Below are 17,070 nucleotides of genomic sequence, written 5' to 3'. Positions count from 1 at the left end.
TTTGCGGTGAAACTCAACCATGGCTAAGAAACGTGAGCTTCAGGGCGTTCTGCCTGTTTTTCAGACGCCATACAAAAAAGATGAGTCGATCGACGCGACCACGCTCGAAAAGGAAATCGAGTGGATCTATGACCTCGGTGCTGACGGCATCGTCATGGCGATGGTGTCGGAAATCCTGCGGCTCTCCAGCGAGGAGCGTGAACAGCTCGCCGAACTGGCGTGCCGATTCGGACGCAAGCGCGGCGTCGTGGTCATCAGCGTCGGAGCGGAGAGCAGCAAGCTGGCGGAACGCTATGCAAAACAAGCGCAGGCTGTCGGCGCCGATGCGGTCATGGCGATCCCGCCTGTGTCGATCGGCATCGGTGAAAGCGAGCTGCTGGCGTATTACCGACGAATCATTGAAGCCATCCGCATACCGGTCATCGTGCAGGACGCCAGCGGCTACGTCGGCAAACCCATGTCCATCGGCCTTCAGGCGAAACTCCTCGCGGAGTACGGCCCGACCCGTGTGCAATACAAGCCGGAAGCGACACCGATCGGCCCGAAGCTTTCCGAGTTGCGTGACGCCACCAAGGGTAAGGCCCGCGTATTCGAGGGCACCGGCGGCATCGCACTGGTGGACAGCTACCGTCGCGGAATTGTCGGCACCATGCCCGGCGCGGATCTGCTCCGAGCCATCGTCCCGCTCTGGCATGCACTGGAAATCGGCAAGTGGGATCGCGCCTACGCGATCTGGCAACCGCTGGCGTGCCTGGTGGACCAGCAGAAAAGCCTCGACGCTTTCCTGGCTGTCGAAAAGTACCTGCTGGTGAAGCAAGGCGTGTTCAAGAACACCATCGTGCGCGGGCCGGTCGGCTATCACATGGATGCGGAGACCCGTGCTGAGGTCGATCGCCTGTTTGATCTGATGATCGAAGCTGTGGAAAACGTGTAGGTCCGTGCCATCGAGTTGATCTTTTCCGTAAGGGATCGCAGGAAACTTCAATGCCCGTCATTCTTGATGTTCATTCCCACGCCTGGCAATTTCCCGATGACATGTCGGACGATTTTCGTCAACAGGCGGTGCGAGGCAGAGCGGATGTGAAACTTGACCTTCGCATCTCACTGGGCGACTACCGCGCCAAGTCGAGGCCGGGTGTCAAGACCGTGGTTTTCGGGGGCAAGGCTCGTTTAAGCGGCTTGTGGGTCGATGACCGCTTCGTTGCCAGATATTGCACGCAGGACTCAAAGAACCTCATACCGTTTCTCTCGGTGGATCCGACGCAGGACGGCTGGCTGGCGGAAATGCGTCACGGTCACGAAGAGCTGGGAATGCGCGGCATCAAGCTGCTGCCGATGTACGCAGGTTTCTATCCGCATGACGCACGGCTCGATCCGCTCTGGCGTTACGCCGCTCGAAACAATCTGCCCGTGCTGCTCCACACCGGAACGACATTCATCGCGCAGGCTCCGCTCGACTGCACGCTCCCGCGACACCTCGATGCGGTCGCATCACGTTTTCCCGATGTGAAAATCATCCTCGCTCACCTGGGCCATCCTTACGAGGGCGAGTGCATCGTCACGATCCGCAAACACGACAATGTTTACGCTGACATCAGCGCGCTGCACTACCGGCCATTCCAGCTCTACCAATCTCTGATGCTGGTGCAGGAATACGGCGTGTGGCACAAGGTACTCTTCGGCACTGACTACCCGTTCACCACGGTCAACTCGACCATTGACGGTCTGCACAACCTCAACAAGATGCTCGAAGGAACCGCTCTGCCGCGACTCGACACCCGACAGATCGACGCGATGATATACCGCGACTCAATGAGTCTCCTGAATCTCAAATAGACCCGTCCGGGAAACCCCAACATGCCCAAACCGATCAAAAAACTCACTCGTCAAAACCTCCGCGGCGTCTGGTGCGCGCTGATCGTCCCCTGGACGCAGAATGACCAGCTCGATGCGCGGCGATACATCAAAGAAGTCCGTTCCTACGGCGGCACGGGAGTCAGCGGGATTTACACCGGCGGCACCACCGGCGAGTGGTACGCGCAGGACGACGACACCTTCACCCGCATCACTGAAATCACCTGCGAACACGGCCACGATGTCGGCTTGCCGGTGCAGATTGGCGCCACTGCGATGAGTACCCGCGTCGCAAGGCAGCGCATCCGCATCGCGTTGCGCAACGGTGCTGATGCGATTCAGATCGCGCTGCCCTTCTGGCTGGAATTGAAGGACGATGAGGTCAAGAGCTTTATCCGTGGGATCGCCGACGAAGCGGGTAAGACGCCGATTATTCTGTACTTGACCAGCCGGTCAAAAAGAAAGATGTCCCCTGAGCTGCTCGGTGAAGTCACCGCAGAGCAGAAAACGGTGATCGGCACCAAGGACACAGGATGCGATCTGCCGACGCTCAAGAAAATTCTCAAACTTTCGCCTGATCTGGCGGTCTTTGGCGGTGAGGACTTTTTCCAGCGTATCCCGGCGGGCGGTACGGGCGGCTACTGCTCCGTCACCGGTTTCAACGTGGCAAAGGTTGTCGAGCTTTACCAGCTCTGTGCAGCAGGTCGCCTCAAAGAGGCCAAACCTCTGGCCGATGCGATGCACCGTTTCCTCTATGAAGCATTGGTCCCGATGGTGAGCAAGGACGGACTCTGGGACTCGGCGATTGACCGCATCCAGCGCGTCGCCGGCGGCGGAGATGTCGGCCTGCGCTGCCAGTCACCCTATCGCAGCGGCACCGAAAAGCACGTCCGTCAGGTCATCGCCTGGTGTCGAAAAAACACACCCATGCTCCTGCCCGCACACCTGGCGTAACCATGACGACCTCAGTCCTGGACAATGCGTTGCTCTGGACCGGCGACGGTTCCTCCTTTGCCGGTCATGTCGTGATCGACGGTGAAGAAATCGCGTCGGTCGGCCGAGGACGATATACCGGTCCGGCAGCGAAAATTGATCTGAACGGTTCCGCTGTCTCGCCGGGCTTGATCGACCTGATGGTGCTCGGCGGATTTGACAAGAGCATCTTGCGCGATGATCCGCTCGACATCGCGCGAGCGTACCTGCGGCTGGGTGTGACGAGTTGTCAGTTCTGTTCGGGGACTCTTCCTTGGTCGGGCATGGTGCGCATCACGGAAAACATCACCCGCGCGATGACCTACGCGGGACACGACGCCGCCACCACGCTGGGCTATTACCTCGAAGGGCCGTTTCAGGATCCCGATCTCACCGGAGCGAGTCTGCGTGAGAATGCGTTACCGCCGACACCCGACCATGTTCGCCGTGTGATCGAGGAACTCGGTGGGCCACTGACGATGATCAACGTCTCACCGGGCGTGGAAGGTGACGCAGCAGCGGTGAAGATGCTCAGGCAGGCCGGGAAAACGGTATCAATGGCGCACTCGGAAGCGTCGGCTGACCGCGTCCTCGCGTGCATCGAGGCGGGCACCACGGTCTGCGGGCATTCCTTCAACAACAACTACGGCGGAGGCCAGATCGAGCCGGGCGTGCAGCGTCCGACGATCGAACACGTCGCGATGACGGATGACCGCGTGCGCTTCATGCACCTGATCTGCGACGGCTCGCACGTACACCCGGTGTACGTGCGGTTACTGCTCCGCGCCAAAGGGGTGAGCGGCATCTGTCTGGTCACCGATTGCGTACCTCGCGCGGGAATGCCCGATGGTCCCTACACGTGGGACGACGGCAGGCCGTTCTACAAAAAAGGCGGTGTCGGCCGAACCGACAAACACCACCTGACCGGCAGTGCCCTGCTGCTGCCGGACCACTTCCGTAATTTTGTGAAGTTCACGGGACTTCCGCCTGCCGAGGCGATCCGTACCGTCACGCTGAATCCTGCTGCATCAATCGGCGTCGAGAATCGAATCGGCCAAATCGCGGTCGGTCGGGACGCGGACCTGGTGATGTGGGATGCCAACCTCACGATCAAGCGAGTCTGGCGTCGCGGCCGCGAGGTCACGGATGTTTCCGCATATGCGGAGATCGTGCTTTAACCGCCAGCCAGAGGAATCTCGCCCGGATATCCCGCACGTTATACGTACTTGGTTTTAGTTCCTCGGCTTGCCGCGACTATCCTCCTCCTTACGAATCCCCGTTAAATCCACTACGCTATTACTTCTCATGAGCACCAACCGATTTGATCTATCCGGCAAGACGGCACTGGTTACCGGCGGCAGTCGCGGCATCGGTCGCGGCATCGCACTGGGTCTGGCGGAGCACGGCGCGGATGTGGCGATCGTGTATCACTCCGCCCAGACGCAGGCGGAAGAAATCGCCGCACAAATCCGACAGTTGAGTCGCAAGGCCTGGATTTTTCAGCAGGACCTCGGAAAGATCGACGAGCTTCACGCTCTGGCTGACCGCGTCTGGAAGGCGTGCGACAAGATCGACATCCTCGTCAACAACGCGGGCATGGCTTACCTCGAACGGGTCAATGAAATCAGCATCGAACACTTCCGCCGAGTGATGAGCGTCAATCTCGAAGCTCCCTTTTTTCTCACACAGAGAATCAGCGAACAGATGATCGCGGCGGGGATCAAAGGCCGAGTCATCAACGTCTCTTCCAAAAATGGTCTGGTCGCCGAAGCCGGCCTTTCGCATTACAACGCATCAAAGGGCGCGCTCGAACTGCTCACGCAGAGTCTGGCCATCGAGCTGGGCGAGCATGGCATCACAGTTAACACGATCGCGCCGGGCATCATCGAGACGGAGATCGGCGGTGACTTCGAGATCGATGTGCAAAGTTTCGTGAAGTACTACTACGAGCACATCCCGCTGGAGCGACGCTTCGGCAAGGTCGAAGAGTGCGTCGGCGCGGTGGTATATCTGGCTTCCGGGGCCGGGTCATACACCACCGGCCAGCATATCGTGATGGATGGCGGCGTCCTCGCGGAACAGGTACCCCGCATGCAGTTCATGAAGCGATACCGAAATACGATCAACGGTAAACCCGGCCCGATCGAGACAAGCTATCAACCCAAGCCATAACATTTAACCTTGAGGAATCAACGATGAGTCATCGCGATGCGAAACTGGAATCACTCGGATATCCGCTCGACAAAGTGAAATACACCCCCGGCGGCATCATCGAGCCTCTGTCGGTGGATGGTGACACGATGTATCTCTCCGGTCAGGTGCCCTTTGATGGTGAGGATCTCAAGTACGTCGGCAAGGTGCCGTCCAAAGTGAGCGTCGAAGATGCGAGCAAGGCCGCAGCCCTTTGTGCCGCCAACCTGCTGCGGGTGGCGCGTAAATACCTCGGCACGCTCGACCGGGTGGACCGCGTGCTGCGCATCACCGGGTATGTGAACGCGGATCCCTCTTTCACCGATTGCCATGTCGTCATCAACGGGGCGACCAATCTCATTCGTGAAGTGCTCGGTCAACCGGGCCGCCACGCCCGAACCGCGCTGGGGATGGGCCAGCTTCCGCTGGGGGTGAGCGTTGAAGTGGAAATGATTCTGAAGATTAAAAACTAAACACGAATATCCGGGGCACACCACCCTCTTAACCTTAAGGATTTTCTCATGCGTCATTCCGTCGTCCGTGCCAAAATAAAGAAAAATGAACCGGTGCTCATCACCTGTCTGCACCTGCTGGATCCGTCGGTATTTGAGCTGGCGGGGCTGATGGGATTCGACGGCATCTGGATGGATCTGGAACATCACGCCTACACCGTCGAGACCGCGAACAACCTGATGCGTGCGTCCCGTGTCGGTCGGACTGACATCATGGTTCGTCCCGCCAAGGGCGAGTTCATGCGGATGGGCAGGATGCTTGAATCCGGCGCACACGGCGTGATGTATCCGCGTTGCAGCGGGCCTGAAGAGGCGGCTGAGGTTGTCCGGTGGGCGAAGTTCGCCCCGATGGGTGAGCGCGGCTTTGACGGCGCGAATCCTGATGCCCCTTACCTCGCCATGACCATGCCCGAGTACGTCAAGATGGCTAACGAGGAAAACTGGATCGTCATTCAGATCGAGGACAACAAGGCCTTGGAACGGGTGGAGGAGATCGCAGCCGTTCCCGGCGTTGACGTGCTGCTGCTGGGGCAGGCGGACTTCTCGGTTCTGGGCGGCTTCCCCGGCGATTTTGGAAATATCAAAATCCAAAAAGCACTGGAAAAGATCGGTGCGGCGGCGGCAAAGCACAAAAAATACTGGGGCACTCCGTGCGGCACCCCGGAGCGGTCCCGGCAGCTCATGGATATGGGAGCCAAGTTCATCTGTCATGGCGGCGACATCGTCTGGGTCCTCAACAGCATGAAGCAGATTCAGGCTGACTTCTCCAAGCTTGGCTTTACCTTCAACAACCAGTTCGATACACACGCCAAGAGCTATCTGGAGAAGTGAGATGGCTGGACATCGTGTCGTGATCGTAGGCGTCGGGTCGATCGGCGAGAGGCACACGCGGTGCTTCCTGGCGACACGGCGCTGCGAGGTTGGCATCGTTGAGCCGAACGCCGACCTGTGTCGGACTGTCTCCGATCGTTATCAGCTTCGACACGCCTTTGCCAGTTTCGATGAAGCGTTGACGACAGGCTTCACAGCCGCGTTGATCGCCACACCGGCGCAACTGCATATTCCGATGACCGCCAAAGCCGTCGAATGCGGACTGCACGTGTTGATCGAGAAACCCTTGAGCACGAGTCTGGAGGGCATCGCGGAGCTTAAATCGCTGGTGGCCAAAATGGGTGTGAAGGTCGGGGTGGCCTACACCTACCGTGCATTCAAGGCCCTGCGTGCGATGCGCAATGCCATCCTTTCGGGGAAGTTTGGCAAGCCGTTGGACATCGTGGTCGTCGCCGGCCAGCACTTTCCGTTTTTCCGGCCGGCCTACCGGGAGATTTACTACAAGGACCACCGAACGGGTGGCGGCGGGATACAGGACGGGCTGACGCATCTGATCAACGCCTGCGAGTGGATCGTCGGGCCGATCGATCGACTCGCCTGCGACGCAGAGCATCAGGCACTCGACGGCGTCACCGTCGAGGACAACGTGCACCTGATTGCCCGCCACGGTCGAGTGATGGCGAGCTACACCTTCAACCAGTACCAGTATCACAACGAAGTGTCGATTACGGTGAATTGCGAACGCGGCTCCGCACGATTTGAAGCGCACAGCAACCGCTGGAAATGGACGACACAGATCAACGAGCCGTGGACAGTCGAGGAGTTCGGCCAACTCGAACGTGACACGCTCTACGTGGATCAAGCCCATGCCTTCCTTGATGCCATCGAAGGCAAGGGTGATGTTTCGTGTACGCTCGACGAGGGTGAACAGACGCTCCGGGTCAACCTTGCTGCGCTGAGGTCCAGCGACGAAGGCGCGTTACGGACGATTTAATTTTTCCTCCTCCCGTGCTGATGACGCAGCGCATCCGCATATCGAATTGAGCCACTCATGCCCCCCACCATCCAGCAACTCTTCGATCTAACCGGCAAGACCGCGCTGCTCACCGGAGCCACGGGTTATCTGGGCAGCGCGTTCGGCGCGGCACTGGCGGAGGCGGGAGCGTCCGTGATCACCAGCAGTCGTGATCTTGAGAAATCGCGCGGAGTTGCGGCCGGCCTGCCGACACCCAAAGGCCAGAAACATCATTCCGTGTCGTTGGATCACATGGACGAAACGAGTGCCGCCAGCGGTTTCGCCGATGCGCTGGCAGCCACAGGCAAGATCGACATTCTGGTTAACAACGGCCACGAGGCACTCGGCAAGGATTTGACCAACGTCACACCCGCCGAGTTTTCCCGTCAACTCGTCAACGCCACCGGATATTTTCAACTCGCTCGACTGCTGCACGACCATGCGGTCGCGCGGAAAGTACCGGCGAGCATCATCATGATCGGGTCGATGTACGGCGTCGTCGGTTCATACCCCGATGCTTACGCGGGAGTCTGTGCCGCCAGTCCCGTCGCTTACCACACACTCAAAGGCGGCATCGTTCACATGACCCGGCATCTGGGTGTCTATTGGGCAAAAGATCAGGTCCGCGTGAACTGCCTCAGCCCCGGCCCATTTCCCAACCGTCCGAAATGTTCGCCGGAGATGGTCCGCCGACTCGAAGGCAAAAGTCCCATGGGCCGAATGGGTGAGCCGCACGAGCTTAAGGGGGCATTGCTCTTTTTCGCCAGCGACGCCAGCAGCTACGTCACGGGACAAAATCTGCTGGTCGATGGCGGCTGGACCTCGTGGTGATCGATTCCGGCTTTGCGCAAACATCGCGGAACAAAGCCGCGCGTGCGGTGCGATCGCCCAGCTCACCTGACTCGCTGGTCGCTCTGAGGTGACGCCAGCGCGGCGCGTACCTCGGCCATGAGAGTCATGTTCGCTTCGGGGAACTGATAATTTTCCAACTCCGCCAACCGCACCCAGCGATGCTCTGTCACCTGAAGATTGCGCGGCTGGCCGTCAACGCAACGACAGAAAAACGGATGCAGTCGAACATGAGCGTGCGGATAGTGATGCTCGATCACGGACAGCTCAGCGCCCACCTCGATATCCAGATCGACTTCTTCACGAAACTCTCGCCGCAGACAATCACGGGGCGACTCTCCGGGTTCGATTTTTCCTCCGGGCAGCTCCCAATAGCCCGCATAGACGACGTGGTCCGGTCGGCGAGTGATAAAAACGCGCCAGCCGTCATCGCCTCGCTCGACCAATACTCCCACTGCTACATCTACCCGCTTGGCCATTGATTGCTTTTCCGTCAAAGGCGACAGCCTCATCTCCGTGAAGTCACGCTGTTGCTGGATGTGACAGCCAGCCGTCTCGGCATCGAGTCAAAATCTGTAGAAAATTTTTTGGCAACTCCTGCCTGGTTATCCATTCAACTTCATAAAATACAAGAGTTTGCACGAATCAACAAATGTTTTGTTGTCAGCGTTGAACCGGACAAGGAAGACCGATACGATGGTGTCTCGCAATGCCATTCTCGGTTGATCTTGGCTAACTTTGTTAGCCGTGGCGCGCCTCCGCCCACAGGATCGGAGCCCTGTGGCGGAGGCCTTTTTCTACCTGCACCTCCCAATCAACCAAACACGCCGCCCACGCTTGCCTCGGATACCAAACAAAATCTGAACAATTTTGTTGACTCTGATCCGATGTTAGGTTATAATTAGGTATGTGAGCCTAATCCCGGTCAAGGGACTGATCTTCCAGCCCGATGCGGGCTGATTTCAAGGAGCTTTTCCATGCTCAGCATCAACCTGATCCAGCGTCACTTTCAAGCCAATCACCTCGACTCCCTTCTCGATGCATTGTCCGCCAACGGCTTGGAATTGCCTCTGCCCTTGCGGATTCGACTCGGACAGGCCAATGCCTCCGCGGTTGCGATGGCGTTACGCCGGGTCATCGAGTTGACCTATGGCCCGACCGGTCTTAGCCGCGAGTTAACCGCACACCTGCTCAAGGATCAGCAGCCCGATGGCTCGTACAGCCAGGATCCACTCGCCACCGCGGCGGTCGTTAGTGCGTTCGGACGACTTCGGGCGGAGCAGCCCGGCGCGGCTGGTGAACCCGTCCACGCGGCCTATGACCACGCGCTGGCTGCTCTGGCGTCAATGCAGGGCGAGGATGGTCTCTTTCGTTCTCCGGCTCTGGGAGTGGACCGTACCCGGCAGGAGCGAGCACTGTGTTCAGCCTTCATCATCTTCCTTCTTGCGGAAGATCAGGATTTCCGTCATGCAGTGCGGTTTGCTGATCTGCTCAACTGGTTCGAGCAAAATCAGGACGATCTCGAAGCTGACACCAATCGGCTATGGCTCATGGCTCGGACGGATACCAGCAGCAGGCCGCGGCCAAGCTCCAGCCTCGCCGCTATCGCCGCCTGATCGCTTCGTCGATTGTCTGCCCTCTGCTGTGCCATCTCTTTCCGTCTGAGTCGGCAGCTTTCAACATTTCTTCGCATCCGTTGCCTTTTGCCGTCGGCTGCAAACCTCCTATCTGTTACATTTCCTCCTTCTCAAAGGGACTTCCATGAAAACGCACTGGTGGATCATCGTCCTGTTAATGGCGACCTGTCTGGCCCGCGCGGAAAATTCAAACCAGCCGCAATCCGAAACTACGCTGACGTGCGATGAGAAATTCGCTGATTGCAACCTCGACTCGCCGCGGATCGACGTGCCGGTGATTCAGATTTTCTGGGAGAACGACGGCACTTTTTTCAAACCTAATCACAAAACCGATCGCCACTACACCAACGGCGTTGCGATCGGTGCGGCTGGGAAACCCGCTTTCGCGTCAGACCTCGCCGACTGGATGCCGTTTCATGAACAGTTTGCGGCGCAGGCTGCCCAGCGCGGCGGAGCGGAGTACGGAGTCGGCGGAATCATCGGGCAGCTTATGTTTACCCCTACCGATATTCAGGCGGTCAATCTCATCGCGGATGACTGGCCCTACGGCGGCTATCTCTTTGGCTCCGTGTACTTCCAGCGGGCAGACAGTTTCACCCTCGATCATTTTCGAGCGGAAATCGGGCTGACCGGCCGCGCATCGCTGGCGGAGGATGCGCAGGAAGCCGTGCATGAATTGCGAAACATCGACGAAGCACGCGGCTGGCAAAATCAGAGTGCCAATGAATTCGAGGTCCAGTTCTACCTCCGAAAAAAATGGAAGCTCATTGACACTCTCCAGGCGCCTGACGGCACAATCCGCCACAGCCCGCAGGGGCTTAATTTCCAGGCAATTCCAGCGGTCGGCGTCGCGCTGGGAACCACCTATCGCAATCTCGAAGGCGGTGTGCTCGTACGTCTGGGATTCAACCTGCCCGACGACTTTGGCCCGGCGCGACTGGCGGACCTGGCGACCATGACGGGCAAGCGAAAAGTGTGCGGGCTGGGCGCGTATGCATTCGCCCGTGTCAGCGGCAAATACGTCGAGCACGACATTTTTCTCGAAGGTGCCAACTGGACCCACAGTCACGGCGTGGATCTGATCAACGCGACCGGCGAGGTTCAAGGCGGCATCGCGGTGCAATATCACTGGAATCAGGCGGTCATCGAGGCCACCTATTCCCAGACATACATGTCTAAGCAGTTCCACGGTCAGCACGGCACCGACTCCATCGGCGCAGCAATGCTGACCATGTCCTGGCCGTTTTAATCACGCCCCGCCGAGTGCGGCACGCACAGCCTGGGCGACAGCTCGCCCCAGAATCGCGGAGCCTTCCGGCTGGAAGTGGACGCCGTCCTCCGTCAGCAGACGGTCGCGTCCGGCACGCATCACCACGTTGTAGAGATCGTTGACCTCCACCTTGGCTGCACGAGCCGCACGAAGACCCGACTCGTTATAGGCGTCCAAATCCCGCTCGAACCGTTCAAACCCCTTTCGCAGGCTGTGCCGCTGTTCATTCACCGGCGTGATGGTCGCCCAGATCACTTTCGCACCTGTCTGCTGGCGAATGGAGTTCAAAATCTGGAGGACGTTTAGCTCATACTCCTCCTGAGGCACGTTGAGAATTCCACCCGCGGAGCGTGAGCGCATGATGTCATGCAGACCGCAGTTGACGTGGACCAGATCAGGCTTGGGCTGACGAGACAATACGCAGGAGTCGAGCGTCAGCAGCACATTTCGGCTCGTACCGCCGTTGGCGGTCGGCGAAAACACCTCGGCAAAATCACCCAGCTCCGCACGGACGTTCTCGGTATATCCCATGCGGATCGAATCACCCAGGAGTGTTACTTGATGCGGCATCTGAAAAATCCTTTATGGAGTCTGGTTGTTTTCTTAGCGTTGAATTCTTGCCGACCCGCCCGCAGCGACGTGTTTCAACTCGCTCAAGGTGATCTGGCTCGTGTCGCCGCGTGTGGTCATGAGCAGCGCGCCGTGGGCGACGCCGGTGTTGACGCAATCCTGCGGCGTCATACCGGTGAGGAATCCGTAAGTGAATCCGCTGGCGAATCCGTCACCGCCGCCTACACGGTCTTCGATCTCCAGTCCGTCGAACTGGATACCGTCATAGAACGTGCCCTCATGCCACATGATGGCCGACCAGTCGTTGATGAGTCCCGACTTGACGCCGCGGATCGTCGTGCCGACGACTTTGATATTGGGATAATCCTTGACGACACGTTCAACCATTTTTTTGAACGCCCTGGTGTCAAGCTCATTCTTTTCGACATTGACGCCCTGGGCTTCGTAGCCGAGCACCTTGTGAAAATCCTCCTCGTTACCGATGAGGCAGTCCACGTAGGGAATCAGCGGCTTGGTAGTCGCGATGGCATCCTTGCTCGACCAGAGTTTGGATCGGAAATTGAGATCGTAGGAGACGATGGTGCCCGCCTCGTGGGCAGCCTTGACCGCCTCGGCCACGACCTGCCGCGTCGAAGCCGAGAGCGAAGCCATAATTCCGCCGGTGTGAAACCAGCGAACGCCCCGCTTGTTGAACAGATTGTTCCAATCGACCTGTCCGGGCTGCATCTTGCTGGTGGCCGAGTGGCCCCGGTCATACATCGTGACCGATGCGCGCACGCCCGTTCCGACTTCGGTGAAGTTGAGGCCGATCCGCGCTTCGCGGCCGACGCCATCGTATTTCATGTTGACGACGTGGCCGACATCCACTCCCGCGGAACGAGCGTGATTGAGAACGATCGAACCCACGGGATTATCCACCAGACCGCCGACCCATCCGGTGCGCAGACCGAGCCGGGAAAGAGCATAAGCGACGTTGTATTCGCCGCCGCCAACCCAGACTTCGAGCATGTTGGCGAACTCGATGCGTCCATGGCCGGGCGGACTGAGGCGAATCATGCACTCGCCGAGGGCAACCAGATCGAGCTGAGTATCGGAGACGGAACGAATCTTCAACGGCATGCGGACTCCTCCTGAGTTACAGGGCTTTAGGGCCAGCCATTCTGTTGGGCGTTTGCTGCGCTGTCAAAGCCGTGCAAGACCTCAGCCAGATGCAAGACAAACAAACCAGACGGGTATAACATCACACAAGTCTGAATCGATCATTTTGCTCGCATGAGAGGAAGACCTTGACCGCCAACACAACCATCATGGAACCGCCTGTGCTTTCCGCTGCGGAGGTATCGCACTTTTTCCATCAGGGATTTATCGCGGTCGAGCGGCTGGCGACCCTCGACGATCTGGCACAGGTACAGGAGCTGCTCGACGGACTCTTTGCGCGATTCCGTGATCTGCCGCCTGACCTGGCGTTTGATCTGGGTGGCCAAAAGAACCACGACGGGACGCAGGTGACGCCGCAGATCAACGTCGCAACGCGCTTCGAGCCGCGTCTGCTGGAGACGCAGGTATTTCGCAACGCTCGCGCCATTGCCCGGCAGATTCTGGGGCCGGAAGCGGTTTTCAGCTTCGATCATGCGATTTACAAACCACCCCGCATGGGTAAAGCCGTGCCTTGGCATCAGGACCTGGCGTACGGTCGCAACCCGAATCACATCGCCTATAACGCCAATTTCTGGATCCCGCTACAGGAAGCGACTCCGGAAAACGGCTGCATGCAGTTCATCCCGTTCAGCCACTGGGGAAATCTCCTGCCGCATCGACCGGTCGGCGGCGATCCAAAGGTCCACACACTGGAAGTCTGGCCGCCGATCGACCCGCGCGCCGTCGTGGTGTGTCCGCTCAAGCCGGGCGGAGCGACCATCCAGCACGGCAAGACGCTCCACTACACCGCTCCGAACAACACCGACAAACCTCGCCGGGCCTGGATACTCAACTTTTCCATGCCCGTGGAAAATACCTGGACGACCTCAGAGCAAAAGTCAGTCGCCGGCGGTTGGTAAGACCCGCACGGATGTTCCCGCGAGTCTGGAAGTTCCATCCGCCAATTTTTTTACGCCGGCAAATCCGGCCAAATGGATCGAAAAATATGATGACGCAGACAAAGCCGACCGTTCACCTGACACCACAGCAGATCGTGAAGTATCACCGCGAAGGATTTCTCGTCCTCGAATCGATCACCACACCCGAAGATGTCGAGTTGATCCGCGAACTGCTCGATGGCTTGTTCGACCGCTACGAACAGTTACCCAAAGACCTCACCGTCGATCTGGGTGAAGAGATTGGTCACAAGGGAAAGCTGCGCAGCCCGCAGATCAATAATCCGATCCAGCTTGAGCCGCGTCTTGCGGAGACGCTCTATTACCGCAACGCGATGCACGTCGCTGAGCAGTTGCTGGGCGAAGGGGTTCGCAACACGTGGAATCACGCGATTCTCAAACCGCCGCACAATGGCCGAGCGACGCCTTGGCATCAAGACCTGGCTTATCCGATGAGAACGTCCAAAGACCCGAATATCCTGCGGTTTGGCTGCAACTTCTGGATGCCGCTGCAAAAGGCGACCGTGGAGAGCGGCTGCATGCAGTTCATTCCGTACAGCCACCTGAGCAACCTCAGGCCGCACTTCCCCGCCGGTCACAATCCCAACAACTACACACTCGAAACAGACGAAGTGGACCCGCGTCTGGCGGTAGCCGGTCCGATTCCGGCGGGCGGCTGCACCATTCACTCACCCAAGACGCTGCACTACACCGCGCCTAACGACACGGATGTACCTCGCCGCACCTTCATTCTCAATATCGCCCACCCGCTGGAATAGCGCAGGGCTTACCACGTTACGTGCCGTGAATTGTCACGGGATATCGAACTGCATGATTCATCACCCAGGGATCCAAAACCGCCATGAACGTACTACTCTGCTCACTCAGCGACTCCCTGAACAACCCCTCACGACTGCACGCAGCGATCGTCCACATGCCCATTGCCATCGCACTGCTGGGATTTGTGCTGGTGGTCGCGTTGGCGTTGACACGCGGCCGATCCAGCACGTTACGCACCATCGCACTGGTGCTTTATCTGTTGGGTGCCGTGAGCGGATTCATGGCCGGCAGATCGGGAGAAGCCGCTGAGGATTTTTCCACGCAGCGCACCACGCTGAGCGCGGAGGCCGATGCGACTCTTGAAAAACATGAGGACATGGGCAAGAAAGCGTGGTTGTTTCTCGCAGGTTCGATGCTGGCGGTCGGCCTGACTGCCATCAACCGGCCAGTGTGGCGCGGGACATTTGTGGTCATCGCCCTCGTGGTGAGTCTATCCGCCGCAGGCTGGGTAACCCTCACAGGACACCTGGGCGGTGAGCTGGTGTATGAGCACGGTATCGGTGTGCCGGCAAGTACCAACAACATCCCCGCCACGACACAGCCAGCCTCGTAACCGTCAACGGAGAACTGCGGCAGATTTACGGCTTAGTTCCGCGATAGATAACCGCAATCCCCATTGTCAGAGGCTTGACCACTGGATCGGTGAAGCCGGCTTGGGTCATCAGCGTCACCATCGTCTCACGACCGATGAAGGTGTTCACGCTCTGCGGCAGGTAGCGGTAGGCGCCGCTCTTGTCCCGTGCGATCCATGTCGCAGTTCGCGGCATGATGTGCTTGAAATAAAAGTTGTACACGCCGCGCGTCAGGGGATTCGTCGGCAAACTGAACTCAAGAACGATCACCCGGCCACCCGGACGCAGCACCCGATAAAACTCCCGCATCGCCCGCGCGGGGTCAGCGACGTTACGAATACCAAAGGCGATCGACACCACATCACAACACGCATCGGACAACGGAAGCGACATCGCATCACCACAGCCGAAGAGCGCCGCAGCGGCCGGCCCCCTGCCGGTGGAATCCGTCTGGCTTGCTTTCCGCACCGCGATGGGAAGCATGGCAAAGGTGAAGTCAATGCCGAGCACTGGCGCAGGGGTCGGATTCTCCTGCCGCAGCCGCGATGCAAAAGCGAGCGACAAATCTCCCGTACCGCAGGCGACATCCACAACACGATCGGTCTTTTGGAGTTCCGCGAGTTTCACCGCAGCTCGGCGCCAAGCCTGATCCCGCCCCAGTGAATGCACTCGATTGTTCAGGTCATAGCTGGGGGCGATCGCAGCAAACATCGCCTCGACACGACGCGCCTTGTCCGCCACGAGATGCGGATTGGATAGATTTTGATCGTCCCACGCGGCGCGCGGACTGGAGGGTGAAGCGGGCATCGGGGCATCGTAGCACAGGGCTGGCCAGCGATGATCGAAGCATGCCGATTTCACCGGCTGCGAGCAGCCAGGCCACCTCGACATACGATTGATTTTCCTCGCCGACCATCAGCGGAAGATGTCGGCAATCATGGTCGTCCTGCGTTTACTTGCCGGTGTGTTTCGGAGGAGGCAGCTTGGAGAGGGCTGCGCGAATCGGCTGGAAGCTCGCTTCGCCATAAGTGTACTTTCCGGGGGCGTCGGCATCGGGATACGTCCGCTTGATCAACGCATTAAGCCTGTCGATGCGCGTCGATGGCAGCGGGTGCGTCGAGAGCATTTCCGGCGTGCTGCCGCCTTTCCCGGATGCAGCTTTGAGAATCTGCATGACTTCGACCTGAGCCTTGGGATTAAATCCCAACTTGGACATGTAACGCACGCCGAGTTCATCAGCCTGTGATTCCTGATCGCGTCCGAATTTCAGCAGGTATAGCGAACCTCCCGCCTGTGCGCCGACACCCAGCGCCTGCATGTACGCGCTTTGCCCGCCGGCTGCGCCAAGTACAGCCAGGCCAACCTGAAGTGCTGTCTGTTGTGACATTTGCTGGCCGATGTGCTGCGCGGTCACGTGTCCGACTTCGTGTCCAAGGACACCGGCCAGTTGTGCTTCGTTGGTCATTTTTTCCATCAGGGCACGTGACATAAACACCTTGCCGCCCGGCAAAGCGAACGCGTTGATCACTGAGGAGTCCACAACGTGAAACTCCCAAGGCAGGTCAGGCCGCTCACTCACCGCAGCCAGCCGCTGTCCCAGGCTGCTCACATAGTTTCGTATTTCAGGCGAAGGGATTTCGCCGCCATAGCTGGCGAGAAACTCCGGCTGGATCTTATTACCCATCTGGATTTCTTCTGCCTGACCGAGCATGTTGAAGTTTTTCTCGCCCGTCGCTGGATTCGTCGTGCAGGCGGATACCAGCAGTGTCAGCGCAAGACCCAATGAAAGAAGAATGCGGCGTGTCATGGATGTAACCCCCAACTGTTGCGTACCAAAGACCTCAATGTCTCCGAGATTCTAGTTT

Annotated in this window: 19 protein-coding genes; 14 read left to right on the top strand and 5 right to left on the bottom strand. The window is 58.7% G+C overall.

Annotated features, from left to right (window positions below):
* Positions 1–19: 19 nt before the first annotated feature.
* From IT444_06650 to IT444_06610, 9 genes are all read left to right on the top strand, one after another.
* Positions 20–934 carry a dihydrodipicolinate synthase family protein gene (locus IT444_06650; protein MCC7192448.1) on the top strand — a complete coding sequence of 305 codons (915 nt, stop codon included), beginning with the start codon at positions 20–22 and terminating at the stop codon, positions 932–934.
* Positions 935–984: 50 nt separating this feature from the next.
* Complete coding sequence (locus tag IT444_06645) at positions 985–1,836, top strand: amidohydrolase family protein (GenBank protein ID MCC7192447.1); 852 nt, start codon at positions 985–987, stop codon at positions 1,834–1,836.
* Between the two features lie 21 nt (positions 1,837–1,857).
* Entirely contained in the window at positions 1,858–2,808 is a 951-nt protein-coding gene (locus IT444_06640) for a dihydrodipicolinate synthase family protein (protein ID MCC7192446.1), read from the top strand.
* Positions 2,809–2,810: 2 nt separating this feature from the next.
* Positions 2,811–4,004, top strand: a complete 1,194-nt coding sequence (locus tag IT444_06635) for an amidohydrolase family protein (GenBank protein MCC7192445.1) — start codon at positions 2,811–2,813, stop codon at positions 4,002–4,004.
* A 127-nt stretch (positions 4,005–4,131) separates the two neighbouring features.
* Positions 4,132–4,998 (top strand): SDR family oxidoreductase, encoded by an 867-nt coding sequence (locus tag IT444_06630; GenBank protein ID MCC7192444.1) that lies wholly within the window; start codon positions 4,132–4,134, stop codon positions 4,996–4,998.
* A 23-nt stretch (positions 4,999–5,021) separates the two neighbouring features.
* Positions 5,022–5,489 (top strand): RidA family protein, encoded by a 468-nt coding sequence (locus IT444_06625; GenBank protein ID MCC7192443.1) that lies wholly within the window; start codon positions 5,022–5,024, stop codon positions 5,487–5,489.
* Positions 5,490–5,537: 48 nt separating this feature from the next.
* Positions 5,538–6,359, top strand: a complete 822-nt coding sequence (locus tag IT444_06620) for a hypothetical protein (protein MCC7192442.1) — start codon at positions 5,538–5,540, stop codon at positions 6,357–6,359.
* Between the two features lies 1 nt (position 6,360).
* Entirely contained in the window at positions 6,361–7,353 is a 993-nt protein-coding gene (locus IT444_06615) for a Gfo/Idh/MocA family oxidoreductase (GenBank protein MCC7192441.1), read from the top strand.
* A gap of 57 nt (positions 7,354–7,410) precedes the next feature.
* Positions 7,411–8,205 carry an SDR family oxidoreductase gene (locus IT444_06610; protein MCC7192440.1) on the top strand — a complete coding sequence of 265 codons (795 nt, stop codon included), beginning with the start codon at positions 7,411–7,413 and terminating at the stop codon, positions 8,203–8,205.
* A 62-nt stretch (positions 8,206–8,267) separates the two neighbouring features.
* Here the strand turns inward: IT444_06610 and mutT are convergent, their stop codons facing one another.
* Positions 8,268–8,702, bottom strand: a complete 435-nt coding sequence (mutT, locus tag IT444_06605; GenBank protein ID MCC7192439.1) for an 8-oxo-dGTP diphosphatase MutT — start codon at positions 8,700–8,702, stop codon at positions 8,268–8,270.
* 498 nt (positions 8,703–9,200) lie between these two features.
* Between mutT and IT444_06600 the strand changes: the two genes are divergently transcribed.
* Both IT444_06600 and IT444_06595 read left to right on the top strand, forming a co-directional pair.
* On the top strand, positions 9,201–9,839 hold the full coding sequence (locus IT444_06600) for a hypothetical protein (GenBank protein ID MCC7192438.1): 639 nt from the start codon (positions 9,201–9,203) through the stop codon (positions 9,837–9,839).
* A 145-nt stretch (positions 9,840–9,984) separates the two neighbouring features.
* A complete protein-coding gene (locus IT444_06595) occupies positions 9,985–11,109 on the top strand; it encodes a lipid A deacylase LpxR family protein (GenBank protein MCC7192437.1) in 1,125 nt (374 codons plus the stop codon).
* Here the strand turns inward: IT444_06595 and IT444_06590 are convergent, their stop codons facing one another.
* A complete protein-coding gene (locus IT444_06590; protein MCC7192436.1) occupies positions 11,110–11,700 on the bottom strand; it encodes an SGNH/GDSL hydrolase family protein in 591 nt (196 codons plus the stop codon). It abuts the gene before it with no gap.
* 33 nt (positions 11,701–11,733) lie between these two features.
* Positions 11,734–12,819 (bottom strand): sugar kinase, encoded by a 1,086-nt coding sequence (locus IT444_06585; protein MCC7192435.1) that lies wholly within the window; start codon positions 12,817–12,819, stop codon positions 11,734–11,736.
* A gap of 167 nt (positions 12,820–12,986) precedes the next feature.
* Between IT444_06585 and IT444_06580 the strand changes: the two genes are divergently transcribed.
* The 3 genes from IT444_06580 (at position 12,987) to IT444_06570 (ending at position 15,186) form a co-directional block, all read left to right on the top strand.
* Positions 12,987–13,757 (top strand): phytanoyl-CoA dioxygenase family protein, encoded by a 771-nt coding sequence (locus tag IT444_06580; GenBank protein ID MCC7192434.1) that lies wholly within the window; start codon positions 12,987–12,989, stop codon positions 13,755–13,757.
* Positions 13,758–13,843: 86 nt separating this feature from the next.
* Positions 13,844–14,572, top strand: coding sequence for a phytanoyl-CoA dioxygenase family protein (locus IT444_06575; protein ID MCC7192433.1), 729 nt, complete (start codon positions 13,844–13,846; stop codon positions 14,570–14,572).
* Between the two features lie 83 nt (positions 14,573–14,655).
* Positions 14,656–15,186 (top strand): hypothetical protein, encoded by a 531-nt coding sequence (locus IT444_06570; GenBank protein MCC7192432.1) that lies wholly within the window; start codon positions 14,656–14,658, stop codon positions 15,184–15,186.
* A gap of 25 nt (positions 15,187–15,211) precedes the next feature.
* On the opposite strand, the gene ubiE is transcribed toward IT444_06570, so the two are convergent.
* Together ubiE and IT444_06560 are read right to left on the bottom strand one after the other, a co-directional pair.
* The gene (ubiE, locus tag IT444_06565; GenBank protein MCC7192431.1) at positions 15,212–16,012 is read right to left on the bottom strand and encodes a bifunctional demethylmenaquinone methyltransferase/2-methoxy-6-polyprenyl-1,4-benzoquinol methylase UbiE; all 801 of its coding nucleotides are present in this window, start codon (positions 16,010–16,012) and stop codon (positions 15,212–15,214) included.
* 145 nt (positions 16,013–16,157) lie between these two features.
* Complete coding sequence (locus tag IT444_06560) at positions 16,158–17,012, bottom strand: M48 family metalloprotease (protein ID MCC7192430.1); 855 nt, start codon at positions 17,010–17,012, stop codon at positions 16,158–16,160.
* Positions 17,013–17,070: the final 58 nt, after the last annotated feature.

The sequence above is a fragment of the Phycisphaeraceae bacterium genome (assembly GCA_020851465.1).
GTDB lineage: Bacteria > Planctomycetota > Phycisphaerae > Phycisphaerales > Phycisphaeraceae > JADZCR01.
Note: the sequence above shows the minus strand (reverse complement) of the source record. Positions and strands in the feature narration are given on the sequence as shown.